We start from the raw sequence: 15895 nt of genomic DNA on the forward strand, positions 1-15895 counted from the left end.
GGTGCTCACGCACCGCCGCCAGCCTGCGCAGGTCCTCCCTCATGTCCGGCTGACCGACCTTGATCTTGATCCCGCCGACGCCGCTCTCGATCGACTGCGTGGCCCGCGCCTTGACCTCCTCGATCGGGGCGTGCAGGAAGCCGCCGGAGGTGTTGTACGTCCTGACGGAGTCGCGATAAGACCCCAGCAGCTTCGCCAGCGGCAGCCCCGCCCGCCTGGCCTTCAGGTCCCAGAGCGCGATGTCGATCGCGGCCAGGGCCTGGGTGGCCACGCCCGAGCGCCCGACGGACGCGCCCGCCCACAACAGCGTCTCGTAGATCTTGCCGGTGTCGGACGGATCCTGGCCCAGCAGGTTCTCCGCGACCTCCTTGGCATGGGCGTACTGCGCGGGGCCGCCGGCCCGCTTGGAGTAGCTGAAGCCGGTGCCGCGGTGGTCATCCTCCGTCGTGATCTCGGCGAACAGGAAGACGACCTCCGTCATCGGCTTCTGCCGGCCGGTGAGGACCTTGGCGTCGCTGACGGGGACGTCCAGCGGGAGCGTGACGGAGGAGAGCGAGACGTGGCGGATCTGGTCGGCGGCCATGGTGGTCCCAAGGGTCGGCGTGCTGGAATCGTTCGTCATCATACGAATCCGAGAGTCGTATGACAACTTTCGGGTGACAGGGCGATATCCGCCGATCTTCGATAACGTCGTGTTCATGCGGCTTCATGTGGGATGCGCGATGTGGACCCACGCACGCTGGCAGGGACGGCTCCTGCCCGCCGGGCTTCCTCCCGGTGAGCGGCTGCGCGCCTACGCGACCTGGTGCGACGCGGTGGAGGGCAACACGACCTTCTACGCCACCCCGTCGAGGAGCACGGTGGAGTCGTGGGCCGGGCAGACCGGCCCCGGCTTCCGCTTCGTCGTCAAGCTGCCCAAGGCGATCACCCACGAGCGCCGCCTCACCGGCGCCGAGGAGGACCTGCGCACGTTCCTGGAGGCGATGGAGCCGCTGGGCTCGCGGATCCACGCGCTCTGGCTGCAGTTGCCCGGCTCGTTCTCGCCCGCCGGCCTCGGCGCCCTCGCGACCTTCCTGCGCCGGCTGCCCCGCTCGCGCAGATACGCCGTCGAGGTGCGGCACCGCGCGTTCTTCGAGGACGAGCGGTCGCAACGCCTCCTCGAACGGCTCCTGGCCGGCTTCGACGCCGAATGGGTGCCCTTCGACACCACCGTGCTCTTCCAGAGCCCGCCCACCAGCGACGCCGAGCGCGACGCGTGGACGAAGAAACCGCGCGTGCCGCGCCGCATGGGCGCCCTCACCGCCCACCCGATCGTGCGCTACCTCGGCAGGGACGACGAGGCGCGCACGATCGACGGCTGGGGCCCGTGGGCCGGCACGGTGGCGGACTGGCTGCGCGAGGGGCGCTCGCCGACCGTGTTCATCCACACGCCGGACAACGCGGACGCCCCGGCGCTCGCGCGCCGCTTCCACGATGACGTACGCGCCCGCGTGCCCGAGCTGGAGCCCCTGCCGGTGCCGATGCCCAGCGAGCCGCTGACCCTCTTCTGAGCCGCCGCCGACCCCGCCGGTGCTCTCCTACGTGCCGCCCGGCAACACGACGTGGTCGAGCGTGTACGGCGTCCTCTCCAGCGCGTCGGACATGACCTCCTCCATCACCGGCAGCGGGACGAGGCAGTCGGCGCAGGCGTCCGCGCCCGCCACGATCTCGACCACCACCCGGTTCCGGCCGGTCAGCGACCAGTTCAGCGCGTAGCCGTCGGACGCCATCAGCTCGCGGAACTTCTCGAACGCGCCGTCCAGGACCGCGCTCTCCGCGGCCGGGCTAGACATCGAGGTCCTTGACCTGGGCGATCGACGGGGTGTCGCCGCGCATGCCGAACGTCTCGATGATGGTGGAGACGCCCGCGTTGTTGGCGCCGGCCACCATCACCTCGATCGAGGAGGGCGTCTTCAGCGCGGGCACCCTGTCCGGGGTGTCCGAGGCGCTCGCCTGGTCGGGGATGGCGTCCGGGTGGCCGGCCGGCAGCCGCCAGCGGGTGTGCCGGGAGAGCGCGTCCTTGCCGACCGCGGCGAGTTCGGCCCGGGAGTTGACGGCGTTGTCGAAGATGAACCGGCGCACGTCGTCCTTGCTCCAGCCGGCCTCGCCGAACAGGGCCGCGTGTTCGGGGCCGAGGACGGCGAGAGCGCTGCTGGCCTCGTGGATCAGGGAGCCGGTCCTGCGGATGGAGTTCGCCAGGTCCAGGGCGAGCTGCTCGGGCCGGCCGGTGTGGCGGGCCTCGATGTGCATGCAGGACCGGAAGACCATCGCGGTCACGGAGCTGGAGGACGGGTCGAAGCCGTGCTCGGCGTGCAGCGGCTCCCACGGGCTCTCTTCCTCGTTCTCCGCGATGCAGGCGGAGTATTTGCCCAGCGTGGCCTGCGTGGCCTGGTCCAGCTGGTGCGGGCGCAGGCCGAAGGCGTTGATGGCGGTGAGCCGGATGGCTCGGCCGATCGTCGCGTTGGCGCGGAAGCCCGAGCCGAAGACGTTGCCCCTGCTGTTGAGGCCGATCCGCCCGCGGACGGGCCCGTTCACGATCAGCAGCGGCGCCGTGCCCGTGGTGCTCTGCCAGATCCCCCTCTTCGGGTACGGCTCCTTGGCCACGGCCTCCCACGCGGCGAGCACCACGGGGAAGTATTCCGGCAGGCAGCCGGCCATGGCCGCGTTGATGGCGGCGAGCCGGACGGTGAGCCGCCGGTTCAGGTGCGGCATCGTGAAGAGCACCTCGTCAGGGCCGCTGCTGGTGCTCGCGAGGAACTCGGCGAGGTAGGACTCGGTGACCGGGACCACCGGCAGACCGTCGGTCCACTCCCGCCGTGCGTAATATTCCATCGCGGAGCGGATCTCCGCGGCGTCGGCCTGCGGAGCGTCGATCAGTGCGCTCATCGTTCCCCTCTCAGGATTCCACGCCGAGGATGCGCAGCACCTCGGGCATCACGGCCTGCGCGCGGTCACGGATCTGGTTCTCGTCGAGGCTGGCCACGGGGTGCCGCGCGGCGACGAACTCGTACCCGGGAAAGCCCTGGACCCTGGCCATGGCGCCGCCGGACACCAGGAACGAGTCCGAGACGATGCTCACGGCGGGCACGCCCAGCCGTTCCAGCAGGATCCCGTCCGCGACGGTGGCCGCGCTGCACGACCCGCAGTCGCCGACGGCCGTGACCACCACGTCGCATTCGCCGGCGATCTGCTTGAGCAGGTCGTCCGCCGCCGGCATGCCGAAGTAGTCCTTGGTGTACAGGATGGACCTGCCGGCGCCGGCGCGGCGCCGGAGCTCGCCGCCGATCTCCCGCAGCAGCGGCACGGCGTTCGGCTTGGTGTTGTCCAGCAGGCCGACGGTCAGTCCGCGCAGGCCCGCCGGCCGTGGTGCGAGGGTGTTGTCGGCGGCCCTGTCGTCAAGGCCGGTGGGGTCGAGTAATTTCTCTGGTCCTGTCATGTCCCCGGCGCCTCCAGGTCGTACGGTCGGTGCGCGTCGTGTTCCGTGCACACGACGCCCTCGCCTGCCAAGCTCGCTCGACCGGCCGTCGATGACCAGCTACCTTTCCGCATACTGGAAGCGGGATCGAAAGGACCGAAGATGGCGGACGAGCGGCGTTCGGTCCTCCGGCGCGCGCTGCGGATCCTCGAGACGGTCAAGGACGCGGGAGGCGCCCTCAGCCTGTCCGATATCAGCCGCCGTTCCGGCGTGCCGCTCACCACGACGTTCCGGATCGCCGCGGAGCTGCACGAGTGGGGGGCGCTCGAACGCGACGACGCCGGCGCCTACCGGATCGGCCTGCGGCTCTGGGAGGTGGCGACCGGCACGCCCCGGTCCGTGGGCCTGCAGCGGGTCGCCCTGCCGTTCATGCTCGACCTGTTCGAGACGACCCACCGAGGCGTGCACCTGGCGGTCAGGGAGAAGGACCAGGTGGTGTTCGTCGAACGGTTCCTGAGCTCGGAGACGGCCACCGACCGCACCTGGGTGGGCGGCCGCTACGAGCTGCACTCCACCGCGATCGGGCTGGTCCTGCTCGCGCACGCGCCCTGGGACCTGCAGGAGGAGATCGTGACCGGGCCATTGACCATGCCGAGCTGGAGCTCCCCGATCACCGAGCGCGAGCTGCGTCAGACGCTGGCCGACATCCGCCGCACGGGCTACGCGACCACCCCGATCCGCCAGGAGCACCTGTCCGTGGCCACGCCCATCCACGGCTCCAAGGGCACGGTCGTGGCCGCGTTGTCGCTGATCCTGCCGCTGGCCGAGTCGTACGGGCCGAGGCTCGCGCATTTACAGGGCACGGCCAGGGGCGTCTCGCGGGCCCTCGGCGCGCCCCAGGCCCGGCGGAAGGACGGGTAGTCGTCCGCGTTACGCGGCGGCGACCGCCAGCAGCAGCTCCGCCAGCTCGCCCGGCGCGGTGACCATCGCCTCGTGGCCGGTGGCGATCTCGTGGACCGGCCAGCCGCGGGCGGCCGCCCGCTCGGCCTGCGGGGTGAACACCCGCATCCAGTCGGTGCACTCGACGAACGCCGCAGGCACCTGCTCCCCCTTGCCGGTAAGCCGCAGCGGCTCGGTGTAGGTGAGCCACGGGTGCGGGGTGAGACGCGGGGTCAGCCAGTCGAGGTCGGCCTGCTCGGTGACGCCCAGGACGCTCAGCGAGCGCACGGGGATGAGCCAGCCGAACCCCGGCCCCGCCACCGACTCCCGGTAGTGCCCGGCCACGGTGGCGGGCAGCAGGTCGATCGCGGCCTCGCCGTCCTCGCCGACGAACGCGTCGAGGTGCACGCGCCCGGCCAGGCGCTCGCCGATCCGGTCGGCGACGCCCGTGACGACCTGCCCCGCGTAGCTGTGCCCGACGAGCACCACGTCCCGGGCGTCGTGGGCCTCGATGAGGGCGACGACGTCCTGGACGTGGGTGCCGAGCCCGACCTGCGGGTGCAGCACGTGCGCGCGGTCGCTGACGCCGGTCAGGGTCGGGGTGTGGACCTCGTGGCCGGCCGCGCGCAACAGCGGGGCCACCCGCTGCCACACCCAGCCGCCGTGCCAGGCCCCGTGGACCAGCACGAAGGTGCTCATATGCGGACCTCCTCGTACGCGCGGGCGACGGACCAGGTCATGTGTTCTCCATGACGATCATCCCGGCTCCTGTCATCGAGGCGGGTACGAAGTAGCGCCGGTGCTTGACGACGACCTCGGGGTTGAGCGCGCCGCGCATGACCAGCCACATGATCAGCTCGGCTCCCTCCCCGCCGAAGGTCTCGACGTACTGCTCCCTGCTCCAGCCGGCGAGCTTGCCGGGATCGTGGGCGATGTCCTGGAGGAAGCGCCGGTCGGCCTCCGGGTTGACGAACCCGGCGCGGGCACCCTGGAGCTGGTGGGACAGGCCGCCGGTGCCGAGCACGACGAACCTCTCGTCGCTGTCGTAGCTCTCGATCGCCCTGCCCAGCACCTTGCCGAGCGCGTAGAGGCGGTCGGGCAGCGGGATCGGGTACTGCAGCACGTTGACGAAGATCGGCACGACCTTCACCGGCCACGCCTTCGACGGCTTGCCCCAGAACAGCTCCATGGGCACCTGCAGGCCGTGGTCGACCTTGATCTCCTGGATGATCTCCGGGTCGAAGTGGTTGTCCACCAGGGTGTCAACCAGATGCCAGGCGAAGTCGGCCGCTCCCTCGAACGGGGGGATGGCCCGCGGCCCCCACCCCTCGTCGACGGGGTGGTACTCGGAGGCGCAGCCGACCGCGAACGTCGGCACCCGATCAAGGAACAGCGCGTTGAAGTGGTCGTTGAAGACGACGACCGCGACGTCGGGCCGCTGCTCGCGCACCCACTCCTGGGCGGGCACGTAACCGTCGAAGAACGGTTTCCACTCAGGCGTGTCGCGCAGACCCTTGTCGAGCGCCGCCCCGATCGAGGGAACGTGCGACGTTCCCAGCCCTCCGACGATCCTTGCCACGTCTCACACCTTCTTCCCGAGCCTGTCCCGCAGGAACGACTCGTGGTCCATGCCGGCCTGGTGGGCGCCGATCTCGGTGATGCGCACGGGATCGACCGCGGAGATCTTCAGGATGAAGAACAGGTTGCCGCCGAGGCGGATCATCTCCGTCCAGTCGCGGGACAACACCGCGGCCTTCTCCTCGTCGCTCAGGCCGAACCGGTCCAGGTAGGCCGGCTCGTCGGCCTTGAACGCCGCGCGGTTGGCCGGGTCGCCCAGTCCCATGGCCATCTTGTTGATCCGGTAGCCGCGAAGCCGGCGGTCGCGATCGAGGAGGGGGGTGTCGGGTATCCGGTCCGGTTCCCCGCCCATGGGCTTCTCCCTTGTCTCGGCGGTGCTCAACACGTCGGGTCCGCGCGTGGTCGGCGGGTGGCTGCTCAGGCCGTGGCCGCCCGCCAGCCGCCGTCCGCGTAAACCTTGCGGGCGACCTCGGCGTACGGGACGGGGCTCACGGTGGCGCCGATCTCGACCTGGCCGTGGCCCTCGACGGTGAGCTTGTCCGAGCCGCCGTCGGGCTCGCCCCACACCAGCGACACCTGGGCGCCGGGCTCGGCGTGGTCTTCGTCGAGCATCGCCAGGGTCAGCATCTTGCGCTCGTTGGCGCTGTAGCCGATCCACGTCGAGATCCCGCCCGGCTCTCCGTGCACCTTGACCAGGTCGTACGGGTGCATCGAGTAGACCGCGGACGGGAACTCGAACCACTTCGCCGGGAGCCCGCGCTCGAGCTGGGTGTTGACGGCCTTGAGGAAGCCGGCGTTGTCCAGCGCCAGGGTGACCTTCTTGCGGTGCGGTCCGGCCGCCTTGGCCTCCAGCGCCTTCCGGCCGATGAAGTCGTGGTCGAACTTCACGAACGACCCGTAGCCGAGGTCCCACGGCGTCAGGTAGTAGTCCTCGATGTCGTCCGAGACGAAGCTGCCGCCGATGGAGGCGGCGGCCTCGTAACTGGTGTCCGGCAGCCACTGGCGGTAGGCCTTGAGCGCCTCACCGGTGTAGATCGCCGGCAGGGGCGAGGGGATCCACCCGGACTCCAGCGTGTTGGAGGAGTAGGCGCGCCCGCCGACCAGCCGCATCCCGTATTCCTCGCCGGCCTCGACCAGCGCCTGGTGCACCTCCTCGCCCTCCGCCCACGGCCCGAACAGCTCGTACCCGGGCTGTCCCGCCATGCCGTGACGCAGCGCGCGGACCTGCTTGCCCGCGATCGTCATCCTCGTCATGTGGAAGAACTTCAGCCCGGGCGCGGGCTCGCCGGTCACCTTCTCGATCACCTTGGTCGCGTTCGGCCCCTGGATCTGGTAACGGTACGAGGTGCGGTTGAACGGGTCGGGGCGGGCCGCCGAACGTTCGTCGAGCGTGGCCGTGACGTCGTAGCCGCCGGTCTCGGCGTGATAGCGCACCCAGTTCAGTGCGGGGATGCGGCCGACCAGGTTGAAGGTGGTCTCCGCCAGGTGGAAGAGGATGACGTCGCCGATGACGTAGCCGTCAGGGGTGCACGGCACGAACTGCTTGGCGGTGTCGACGGGGAACCGCGCGAAGCTGTTGACGCCCAGGTAGGACAGCAGCTTCAGCGCGTCGGGCCCTTCGACCAGCAGCTCGGCCATGTGGAAAGACTGGTTGAACAGCACGCAGGTCTGCTGCCAGGCCAGTTGCTCGTCGCGCCAGTTCGTGTACTCGGGCGGAACCCCGGGATAGACGTTCGGCCCGGCCTGGAGATTGCGCAGATGATCCGCCACATTGGCCGGAACGCCGTTGAGAACGTCTTGGAGGCTCTTGCCGGACATGGATGTCTCCTTAACTGGGGGCTGCTCGCGAGGCGTCGGCGCGCGCGGGAAGAGCCGCGCGGGGCGACGCGCGCGCGCTGAGCTCCGTGCACGTGGGCGTTCGCTGGGGGCCTGGTCATCGCGGCCTGACCTGGATGTTACGCAGCCCCTGCCGGGCCATGGATTGCGCAATTGACGGCTCTTGAGGGGGTGCAGGTCGTAGGCCGCCTACGACAAGTGACGTAGGCCGTGGCCAGGCGCGACCCTCCCATCGGGCCGGGAGGGACGCGACGCTCAGCGCGGGGGGTCGACCAGCCCTTCGCGCATGGCGACGAGCACCGCCTGGGTACGCGAGTGCAGCCCGAGCTTGCCGAGCAGGTTGCTGACGTGGGTGCGCGCCGTCCGCTCGCTGATCACCAGCTTGGCGGCGATCTCACGGTTGGAGCGGCCCTCGGCGATGAGGACGAGCACGTCACGCTCCCGGCTGGTCAGGCCGGCCACGCCGCTGTGCGGGGAGCGCATCTTCTGGGCCAGCCGCCGCGCCACGGCGGCGTCCAGGTAGACGTCGCCGTTGGCGGCGGCGTGGATCGCGGCGGCGACCTCGGACGGCCCGGCGTCCTTGAGCAGGTAGCCGGCGGCGCCGTTGGCCAGCGCGGCGTGGATGCGCTCGACCTCGCCGAAACTGGTCAGGATGACCACGCGGACGGCCGGGAACCGTTTGACGATCTCAGCGGTCGCCTCGACGCCGTCCATCTTCGGCATCATGAGATCCATCAGCGCCACCCGGGGCAGCGGCTGCTGCCTGACCTTGAGCGACTCCAGGAGATCGACCGCCTCGCGGCCGTTGGCCGCCTCACCGGCGACCTCGACGTTCTGCAGAGCGTCGAGATAGGCGACGACGCCGCGCCGGACCACGGCGTGGTCGTCCACCACCAGGACTCCGATGGTGCTGTTCTCTGTGGGGAGGGTCATGGCTCCTCAGCGTTCTCGCGGGGGTGAGCGGCGCCGTCAGTGGTGTCGTCAGGGGTGTCGGGTGTACGGGCGAACACGTCCCGGTGCAGCCCCGTCGGCAGCGACGGCGGCAGCGGGAGCACGAAGCGCACGGTGGTTCCTTCGCCTGGGCTGGACAGGATGGTGAAGTGGCCGGCCCACCGGCCGGCGCGTTCCTTCATGGCCGTCATGCCGAAGCCGCCCTCCTCCCCCCGCAGGTCCGCGTCGGCGTTCTGCGCCGGCAGGCCGCACCCGTCGTCGGAGACCTCGCCCGTCAGCCACCGTTGCGAGCGGCGTCCGGTCAGCCCCAGGTCGATGGTGACGCGGGAGCCCTGCGCGTGCTTGACGCTGTTGTGCAGCGCCTCGGCGATCATGCGGTAGACGTCCTCGCGGAGCTCGGACTCCAGGTCGTCGAGCTCGTGGTGCTGGTCGGTGATCGAGACGTGCACGTCGAGGCCGGTCCTGCCCATGGTCGACTCGGCGAGGGCGCCGAGGGCCGCCGACAGCCCCTGGTCGGCGAGCGGGATGGGGTGCAGGTCGGTCACCATAGCCCGCAGGTCGCTCAGCACCGCCTTGGAGACGTGCCCGAGCTCCCCGGCCACGCGCATCACGTACGCCGAGTCGACGACGGTGTCGCGCCCGGACAACATGCTGAGCGACTCCGCCTGCATGCCCATCGAGAAGACCTGCTGCACCACGGAGTCGTGCAGGTCGCGGGCCAGCCGCTGGCGTTCCTCGCGCCGCGCGACCTCCCGCTCGCGCTCCAGCAGCGCGGCGTAGTCGACGGCCTGCGCCGCCTGCTCGGCCATGGCCAGCAGGAAGTCGAGGGCGGTCCGGCCGATCTCCTGGCCAGGGGCGAAGAAGGCGTTGAGGATGCCCACGGGCTCGCCGCGCACCATCAGCGGCACGCTGGCGAACCAGTCCCACTCCGGCGAGCGCATGTAGTCCTTCAGCGCCTGCCACGCGGGGTTCGACATGATCGTCGCGTAGCGGTGGGGCACGACGACCGGCTGCCGCGAGGTGAACGCGTCGATCATGCGCAGGTCGGCACCGGCCTCGCGGCACTCGAGCAACATGTCGAAGAAGTTGTCCGCCTGGCTGAACCCGGCGGTGCCCATCACCTGGAAACGTTCGCTGGTGGCGTTGACCGTCAGGATCTGCACTCCAGCCAGGGCGTCGGCCTCCAGCACCTCTTTCGCCAGGGCCTCCAGCGTGCTGCCCAGCGACCGTTTGGCGGCCACCCGGCTGGCCGCGCTGGCGATCGCGGCGAGCCTGCGCTGGTGCCGCCGGCTCTCCGTGACGTCGCGGAAGGCGACGATGCGCTCGTCGCGGCCGGGCAGCCGGCTGATCCGGAACGCGAACTCGCGGCGCGGACCCGGCCCCGCCTCCCACACGGTGACCATCTCGGCACCGGGGTCCTCGCCGTCCTCGTCCGCGTCACGCGGCGGGAACGGGGACGCGGCGCCGGCGACGTGCGCAGCGTCGAGCCCGCAGAGCGACAGCGCCGCCGGGTTGGCCTGGACGAAACGGCCGTCGGCATCGATCACCGCGAGACCGTCGGGCGTCTGCTCCAGCAGCGCCCCCGCGTCGAGCGGCCGGCGCCCGCGCGGCGCCGGCCTGGCGGCCCGCCCGGACCTGACGTCGTCCACCATCGCCGGCGCCCTCCTCGCTGGTACGCCCCCGTCACCGATCCCCATGATGCCCTCGTTCCAGGGCAACGGCACTATTCCACCGGGACGGCCCGCGGGGATACGCCATTTGACGTAGGCGGCGGCTCCGCGGGAGACACGGTGACGGGCGGTAGGGGCATCCCGTCACGGCGGGCCACGGGAGACACGGTGACGGGGCAGCGGGGCCGTCCTGTCACGGCGGGCCGCAGGAGCGCCGGCGGCGGAGCACGGGCCCCCGCCTCAGGCACCCTGGCGTGCCGGACCTTTCGCCGGTCACCCGCACTACGTCACTTGTCGCGTCCCGGCTAGGACGACCGCAGGCCCAAGTGCCGTCATCCGCGTCATTCCCCGGACCAGGCCGGAATCTACTGTCTGTTGCGGATGCCGGTGCCCGGCATCCCACCCGGCGTCCGCGTACGGCGGCCGCGCACGCGCACGAGCCCGGTTCCCGCTCGGCCGCCTGCCCCGACGAAAGGTCCCCTCACCATGCCTCCTGCACGTCCGGCCCTCACCGCCGCCGTCACCGCCGCCCTCACCGCCGGTCCCATCGTCGACTGGGCCGCGCGCGAGAAGAGACCGGCACGATGAGCAGCCTGCGGGTCGGCGGCCCGGGTCCGGCGCCCGCGCGCCGGCAGGCGCTCGCCCAGGCGCTGAACGCCGTCAGCTACGAGATCATGCCGTTCCGCGGCACCGAGGACGCGGTGCTCGCCCACGTGCCGCGCACCATCCCGCTGACCGTCACCACGACCGAGGCCAAGGGCCTGGCGGCCACCGTGGACCTGGCCCAGCGGCTGGCCGGCCACGGATACTCCGTCGCCCCCCACCTGGCCGCCCGCCAGGTCAGGGACAAGCGGCAGCTGGCCGACCTCGTCGCCCAGCTGCGGGAGGCGGGAATCGACGGCATCTTCGTGATCGGCGGCGACGTCACCCAGCCCGCCGGCGGCTTCCCCGACGCCCTCTCCCTCCTGGAGGTGCTCGACGCGGACGGGCACCACTTCCGCCGGATCGGGATCGGCGGCTATCCCGAGGGCCACGGCAGCATCAGCCAGGACCTGATCGACCGCGCCATCGAGCTCAAGGCCCGGTACGCCACCCACGTCGTCACCCAGCTGTGCTTCGACGCGGGGACCACGGCCGCCTGGGCCCGGCGGGTCAAGGAGCGCGGCGTGGACCTGCCGATCCACGTCGGCCTGCCCGGAGCCGTCAGCAGGCAGAAGCTCATCCGCATCTCCGCCGGTCTCGGGCTCGGCCAGTCGGCCCGATTCCTGAGGAAGCAGCAGAGCATGTTGTGGCGGTTCTTCCTGCCCGGCGGGTACAGCCCCGACCGGCTCGTCGAGTGGCTCGCCCCGCGTGTCTCCGCGCCGGAGGGCACCCTGCGGGGGTTCCACCTCTTCACGTTCAACGAGCTCGAGAAGACCGAAGCCTGGCGGCGCAGGATGCTGACCAGAGCCGGGCAGCAGCCCTGACCCCCGCGGGGCCGCGCATGACACCGACTTACCAGCGAGGAGCCGACCCAGACCATGAGTGCCCAGGTCATCGACGGACGAGCCTGCGCCCGCGCTCTCAAGGAGAGCGTGGCGGCCGCGATCGAGCAGCTGAGGGAGGGAGGAGCCCGTACCGGCCTCGCCACCGTCATGGTGGGCAACGGCTACAGCTCGGCCGCGTACGAGCGCCGCCTGCGCCGGCTCGCCTCCGACCTCGACGTCGCCTATTTCCCCTGTCACCTGCCCGCCACGGTCTCGCAGGACGACCTCGTCTCCGCCGTCAGCGGGCTGAACGCCGCACCCGACGTCTCCGGCATCCTCGTGCTGCGCCCCCTGCCCGGGCACATCAGCGAGGCCGCCGTCTTCCAGTCGATCGACCCCGTCAAGGACATCGAGGCCGTGCATCCGGAGAACGCCGGCCGGCTGGCGCTCGGCGTGCCCCGCTACGTGCCGTCGACCGCGGCCTCGGCCTTCCACCTGCTGGACAAGTGGCTGGACTCCGTCGGCGAGGACAGGACCGCCTTCTACCACCGGTCGCTGGTCGTGGTCGTCGGCCGGTCCAGCAACGTCGGCAAGCCCGCCGTGTCGCTCGCCTGCGACAGGCAGGCCGCGGTGGAGTCCGTCGACGAGTGGGCCAGCCGTACCGGGAGCCTCGGCCGCCACACCCGCCGGGCGGACGTCCTCATCGTCGCCGCCGGCCGGCCGGGGCTGATCGGGGCCGAGCACGTGAGCGACCGCGCCGTCGTCATCGACGTCGGCATCAATCCCCGGCCCGGCCCCGGCGGCCGGAACCGCATGGTCGGCGACGTCGACTACGAAGCCGTGGCCGCGCGGGTCAGGGCCATCACGCCCGTGCCCGGCGGGGTCGGCCCCGTCACCGACGTGTGGCTGCTCCGCAACACCGCGGCCGCCGCGCGGGCGCTCAGCGCCCGTGAGCGGAACGGCGCCACCCTCCTCCTCAGCAGTCTGGAGCTCCCATGACCGCCGCGCCCGCAGCCCGGTCCGCCAGGCAGCGCGTCCTCATGTTGTCCTGCCCGGACACTCCGGGCATCGTGTACGCCGTCGCCGGGTTCCTCTTCGAGAGGCGGTGCACGATCGTGCAGAGCCGGCAGTTCCACGACCCGGACAGCCACACGTTCTTCATGCGCGTGCAGTTCGCCCACGCCGACGGTCGCGCGTTGCCCGTGCCCGGCCTGCAACGCGACTTCGCGGACGTCGCGTCCCGCTTCGGGATGATCTGGCGCCTGGGGGACGCCGACGAGAGGCAGCGTGTGCTGATCATGGTGAGCAGGTTCGGCCACTGCCTCAACGACCTGCTCTACCGCAACTCCGTCGGAGAGCTCAACCTCGACGTCGCCGCCGTCGTCTCCAACCATCCCGACCTCGCGCTGCTGGCCGACAACTACGGCGTGCCGTTCCGCCACATCCCGGTCACGCCCGGCACCAAGCCCGAGGCCGAGGCCCGGCTGCTGGAGATCGTGCAGAACGAGCGCATCGACCTGGTGGTGCTGGCCCGCTACATGCAGATCCTCTCCCCCGAGCTGTGCAAGCACCTTGAGGGCAGGGCCATCAACATCCACCATTCGATGTTGCCCAGCTTCAAGGGCGCGCGGCCCTACCAGCAGGCGTACGAGCGCGGCGTCAAGCTGGTCGGGGCCACCGCGCACTACGTCACGGCCGACCTCGACGAGGGGCCGATCATCGACCAGCAGATCACGCGCGTGGACCACTCGCTCAGGGCCGACGAGTTCGTCGCGCTGGGGCGGGAGGTGGAGTGCCGGGCCCTGGCCAGGGCGGTGCGCTGGCACACCGAGAACCGGGTGGCGCTCAACGGTCACAAGACCGTGGTCCTGCACTGACCACCGCTCCCGTGCCATCCCCCGGGCCGTCCCCTGGGCCGCCCCGTGGTCACCGGCGGGCGGCGCGGCGGGCGGCCAGGCGGGCGGGATCCGGCCAGCGTACGGAGTGCGCCCAGCCCGCGCGCTCGAACCAGCGGATCAGCCGCGCGCTCGGGTCGAGCTGGCCTTTGAGCACCCCGTGCCGGGCGCACGCCGGGTCCACGTGGTGCCAGTTGTGCCAGCCCTCGCCCAGCGTCAGCATCGCCACCCACCACACGTTCGACGAGCGGTCCCTGGTGGGGAACGGCCGCTCGCCGAACGTGTGCGCGACGGAGTTCACCGACCACGTGACGTGGTGCACCACCGCGTAGCGGACCAGGCCGCCCCAGAAGAAGGCGGACCAGACGCCCTCCCACGACATCGACCACAACCCGCCCACCGCGGCGGGCAGCGCGAACGACAGCACCACGACGGTCGGGTAGGCGGCGTCGAACCGCCGGACGTCCGGATCGGCCAGCAGGTCCGGCACCCAGTGGCGCCGGCTGGACCGCCGGCGCGCGGTGAAGAACCAGCCCACATGAGCGTGCGCCATGCCGCGCAGCAGGGCCAGGCCGTCGTCGCCGTAGCGCCACGGTGAGTGCGGGTCGCCCTCGCGGTCGGCGTACTTGTGGTGGCGCCGGTGCTCGGCCGCCCACAGGGAGACGGGGCCCTCGACGGCCATGCCGCCGGCGAGCATGAGCACGACCCGTAGCGGCCTGCGGCACTTGAAGGCACGATGGGTGAAGAGCCGGTGATAGCCGATGGCGATCCCGAAGATGCTCACGAGGTACATCACGACGGCGATGGCCAGGTCGCGCGGGCCGATGCCCCACCCCCACACGGCGGGCACGGCGACGGCCAGGAGCAGCACGGGAAGCACCACGAGGACGACCAGGTAGACCGCTCGGCGGCCGGTGGTGAGCGTCATCGTCTCCGCCGTGCCCGAGCCCGCCCGCGGGGTGGGTGACGCGTTCACAGTGCCTCCGTGATCGGTGCAGACGACAGGGCCTCCCCATTGATGACCGGGCCCTGGGGGCTCCGGCAATGGCCTGGAAGTGACGAGACCGTCACCATGAGGAGTCAAAACACTCCGAACGGTAGCCATCAGGAACGCGCCGCGACCTGTCTAGATTGTGGCTACACAACGTGATGATCTCTGTTCGCTCCGGCCTCAGCGGAAGGTGGGCAACCGGCATGGGTACTGCCGATCAGGCGACCACGAGCGGCCATCTGGAGAGATACGACGAGGCGCTGGCCCGCGACCCGATGACGGCGCCGGGGCTCGTCCAGCAGTGGATGCGCACCGAGTGGCGCACCCTGTTCGCCGAGTTGCGCGAGCGGCGGCCCGTCTTCGTCACGCCCGCCTTCACGGTCGTGACGCGCTTCGCCGACGTGATCGAGGTGCTCTCCCGGGAGTCGGTCTTCTCGGTCCGCGCCTTCGGGCCGCGCCTGGACGCCGCGCTGGGCGGCCCGTACATGCTGGGCAGGGACGCCACCCCGATGAACTGGCGGGACAAGGGCCTGATGCGGGTCATGCTCGACCCGGGCGACACCGCCCGCGTGCGCGCGCTCGCGGGGCGCCTGGCCGACGAGGCCCTCGACGCCGCGTTGCCGAGTGGCCGCGTCGAAGCGGTCCACGCACTGTTCCGCCACGTCGCCCTGGGCGTGTGCGCCGAATACTTCGGATTTCCCGGGCCCGACCCCGGCACCCTGTCGCGGTGGACGCGGGCCATCGTCGCCGACGGCTTCGCCAACTACGCGGGCGATCCGGCGATCCAGGAGGAGTCGGTGCGCGCGGGCGCGGAGATGACGGCCTACCTGCGCGACCGGCTCGCCGAGCTCCGGGCGGCGCTGCGCGCCGGGCGTGACCTGCCGGACGACGTCTTCACCCGCCTCGCCCGCACGAGCCTGCCTCCCGGCCTCGGCCCGGACGACGAGCGCATCGTCATCAACATGGCCGGCCTGCCGCTCGGCTTCGTGGAGAGCGGACCCGGAGCCATGGCCGAGGCGGTCGAACAACTGCTCCTGCGCCCGCAGGTGCTGGCGAAGGCCGCCGAGGCCGCCGCCGACCCTGCCATCGACCCCGCCATCGACCCCGCCATCGAC

At 71.4% G+C, this 15895-nt stretch carries 17 protein-coding genes; 6 read left to right on the plus strand and 11 right to left on the minus strand.

Translation table 11 applies throughout. The features are described 5' to 3' along the window. On the minus strand, nucleotides 1-583 hold a 583-nt coding region (locus E1294_RS45780; RefSeq protein WP_484213991.1), incomplete at its 3' end, for an enolase-like domain-containing protein. A 115-nt stretch (nucleotides 584-698) separates the two neighbouring features. Between E1294_RS45780 and E1294_RS45785 the strand changes: the two genes are divergently transcribed. Next, complete coding sequence (locus tag E1294_RS45785) at nucleotides 699-1550, plus strand: DUF72 domain-containing protein (RefSeq protein WP_132518055.1); 852 nt, start codon at nucleotides 699-701, stop codon at nucleotides 1548-1550. A gap of 27 nt (nucleotides 1551-1577) precedes the next feature. On the opposite strand, the gene E1294_RS45790 is transcribed toward E1294_RS45785, so the two are convergent. Genes E1294_RS45790 through E1294_RS45800 form a run of 3 tightly spaced genes read right to left on the minus strand, consistent with a single transcriptional unit; the run spans nucleotide 1578 to nucleotide 3475 of the window. Further along, entirely contained in the window at nucleotides 1578-1832 is a 255-nt protein-coding gene (locus E1294_RS45790; RefSeq protein WP_132518057.1) for a hypothetical protein, read from the minus strand. Then, nucleotides 1825-2925 (minus strand): hypothetical protein, encoded by a 1101-nt coding sequence (locus E1294_RS45795; RefSeq protein WP_132518059.1) that lies wholly within the window; start codon nucleotides 2923-2925, stop codon nucleotides 1825-1827. The genes E1294_RS45790 and E1294_RS45795 overlap by 8 nt, the downstream gene beginning before the upstream one ends. Nucleotides 2926-2935: 10 nt before the next feature. Beyond that, a complete protein-coding gene (locus E1294_RS45800; protein ID WP_132518061.1) occupies nucleotides 2936-3475 on the minus strand; it encodes a UGSC family (seleno)protein in 540 nt (179 codons plus the stop codon). Nucleotides 3476-3616: 141 nt separating this feature from the next. On the opposite strand from E1294_RS45800, the gene E1294_RS45805 reads away from it, so the two are divergent. Continuing rightward, entirely contained in the window at nucleotides 3617-4375 is a 759-nt protein-coding gene (locus E1294_RS45805; protein WP_132518063.1) for an IclR family transcriptional regulator, read from the plus strand. 9 nt (nucleotides 4376-4384) lie between these two features. Here E1294_RS45805 and E1294_RS45810 read toward each other — a convergent pair whose 3' ends face one another. From E1294_RS45810 to E1294_RS45835, 6 genes are all read right to left on the minus strand, one after another. Beyond that, on the minus strand, nucleotides 4385-5092 hold the full coding sequence (locus E1294_RS45810) for an alpha/beta fold hydrolase (protein WP_132518065.1): 708 nt from the start codon (nucleotides 5090-5092) through the stop codon (nucleotides 4385-4387). Nucleotides 5093-5129: 37 nt separating this feature from the next. Continuing rightward, nucleotides 5130-5972 (minus strand): class III extradiol dioxygenase family protein, encoded by an 843-nt coding sequence (locus E1294_RS45815; protein ID WP_132518067.1) that lies wholly within the window; start codon nucleotides 5970-5972, stop codon nucleotides 5130-5132. A gap of 3 nt (nucleotides 5973-5975) precedes the next feature. Further along, a complete protein-coding gene (locus tag E1294_RS45820) occupies nucleotides 5976-6323 on the minus strand; it encodes an extradiol ring-cleavage dioxygenase (RefSeq protein ID WP_132518069.1) in 348 nt (115 codons plus the stop codon). Nucleotides 6324-6388: 65 nt separating this feature from the next. Beyond that, nucleotides 6389-7789, minus strand: coding sequence for a syringate O-demethylase (desA, locus tag E1294_RS45825; protein ID WP_132518071.1), 1401 nt, complete (start codon nucleotides 7787-7789; stop codon nucleotides 6389-6391). Between the two features lie 273 nt (nucleotides 7790-8062). Beyond that, on the minus strand, nucleotides 8063-8740 hold the full coding sequence (locus E1294_RS45830; protein WP_132518073.1) for a response regulator: 678 nt from the start codon (nucleotides 8738-8740) through the stop codon (nucleotides 8063-8065). Further along, on the minus strand, nucleotides 8737-10410 hold the full coding sequence (locus E1294_RS45835; protein WP_132518075.1) for an ATP-binding protein: 1674 nt from the start codon (nucleotides 10408-10410) through the stop codon (nucleotides 8737-8739). The genes E1294_RS45830 and E1294_RS45835 overlap by 4 nt, the downstream gene beginning before the upstream one ends. Nucleotides 10411-11012: 602 nt before the next feature. Here E1294_RS45835 and E1294_RS45840 point away from each other — a divergent pair. From E1294_RS45840 to purU, 3 genes are read left to right on the plus strand one after another with little or no spacing between them, the layout of a single operon-like run. Further along, complete coding sequence (locus E1294_RS45840; protein ID WP_220448316.1) at nucleotides 11013-11894, plus strand: methylenetetrahydrofolate reductase; 882 nt, start codon at nucleotides 11013-11015, stop codon at nucleotides 11892-11894. A 54-nt stretch (nucleotides 11895-11948) separates the two neighbouring features. Continuing rightward, nucleotides 11949-12893: a bifunctional 5,10-methylenetetrahydrofolate dehydrogenase/5,10-methenyltetrahydrofolate cyclohydrolase gene (locus E1294_RS45845; protein WP_132518077.1), complete on the plus strand. Its 945-nt coding sequence runs from the start codon at nucleotides 11949-11951 to the stop codon at nucleotides 12891-12893. Then, entirely contained in the window at nucleotides 12890-13771 is an 882-nt protein-coding gene (gene purU, locus E1294_RS45850) for a formyltetrahydrofolate deformylase (protein WP_132518079.1), read from the plus strand. The genes E1294_RS45845 and purU overlap by 4 nt, the downstream gene beginning before the upstream one ends. Nucleotides 13772-13820: 49 nt before the next feature. Here the strand turns inward: purU and E1294_RS45855 are convergent, their stop codons facing one another. Beyond that, nucleotides 13821-14765, minus strand: a complete 945-nt coding sequence (locus E1294_RS45855) for an acyl-CoA desaturase (RefSeq protein ID WP_246083746.1) — start codon at nucleotides 14763-14765, stop codon at nucleotides 13821-13823. Nucleotides 14766-14983: 218 nt separating this feature from the next. Here E1294_RS45855 and E1294_RS45860 point away from each other — a divergent pair. Next, nucleotides 14984-15895: cytochrome P450 family protein (locus tag E1294_RS45860; RefSeq protein WP_132518081.1), on the plus strand; the 912-nt coding region annotated here is incomplete at its 3' end.

The organism is Nonomuraea diastatica (assembly GCF_004349015.1).
Taxonomy (GTDB): domain Bacteria; phylum Actinomycetota; class Actinomycetes; order Streptosporangiales; family Streptosporangiaceae; genus Nonomuraea; species Nonomuraea diastatica.

Excerpts from the sequence above, each read along its gene's own strand:
- E1294_RS45810 (WP_132518065.1), bottom strand. The coding sequence starts at position 5,092 with ATGAGCACCTTCGTGCTGGTCCACGGGGCCTGGCACGGCGGCTGGGTG.
- E1294_RS45830 (WP_132518073.1), bottom strand. The coding sequence starts at position 8,740 with ATGACCCTCCCCACAGAGAACAGCACCATCGGAGTCCTGGTGGTGGAC.
- purU (WP_132518079.1), top strand. The coding sequence starts at position 12,890 with ATGACCGCCGCGCCCGCAGCCCGGTCCGCCAGGCAGCGCGTCCTCATG.
- E1294_RS45795 (WP_132518059.1), bottom strand. The coding sequence starts at position 2,925 with ATGAGCGCACTGATCGACGCTCCGCAGGCCGACGCCGCGGAGATCCGC.
- E1294_RS45845 (WP_132518077.1), top strand. The coding sequence starts at position 11,949 with ATGAGTGCCCAGGTCATCGACGGACGAGCCTGCGCCCGCGCTCTCAAG.
- E1294_RS45835 (WP_132518075.1), bottom strand. The coding sequence starts at position 10,410 with ATGGTGGACGACGTCAGGTCCGGGCGGGCCGCCAGGCCGGCGCCGCGC.
- E1294_RS45820 (WP_132518069.1), bottom strand. The coding sequence starts at position 6,323 with ATGGGCGGGGAACCGGACCGGATACCCGACACCCCCCTCCTCGATCGC.
- E1294_RS45800 (WP_132518061.1), bottom strand. The coding sequence starts at position 3,475 with ATGACAGGACCAGAGAAATTACTCGACCCCACCGGCCTTGACGACAGG.
- E1294_RS45785 (WP_132518055.1), top strand. The coding sequence starts at position 699 with ATGCGGCTTCATGTGGGATGCGCGATGTGGACCCACGCACGCTGGCAG.
- E1294_RS45790 (WP_132518057.1), bottom strand. The coding sequence starts at position 1,832 with ATGTCTAGCCCGGCCGCGGAGAGCGCGGTCCTGGACGGCGCGTTCGAG.
- E1294_RS45840 (WP_220448316.1), top strand. The coding sequence starts at position 11,013 with ATGAGCAGCCTGCGGGTCGGCGGCCCGGGTCCGGCGCCCGCGCGCCGG.
- E1294_RS45805 (WP_132518063.1), top strand. The coding sequence starts at position 3,617 with ATGGCGGACGAGCGGCGTTCGGTCCTCCGGCGCGCGCTGCGGATCCTC.
- desA (WP_132518071.1), bottom strand. The coding sequence starts at position 7,789 with ATGTCCGGCAAGAGCCTCCAAGACGTTCTCAACGGCGTTCCGGCCAAT.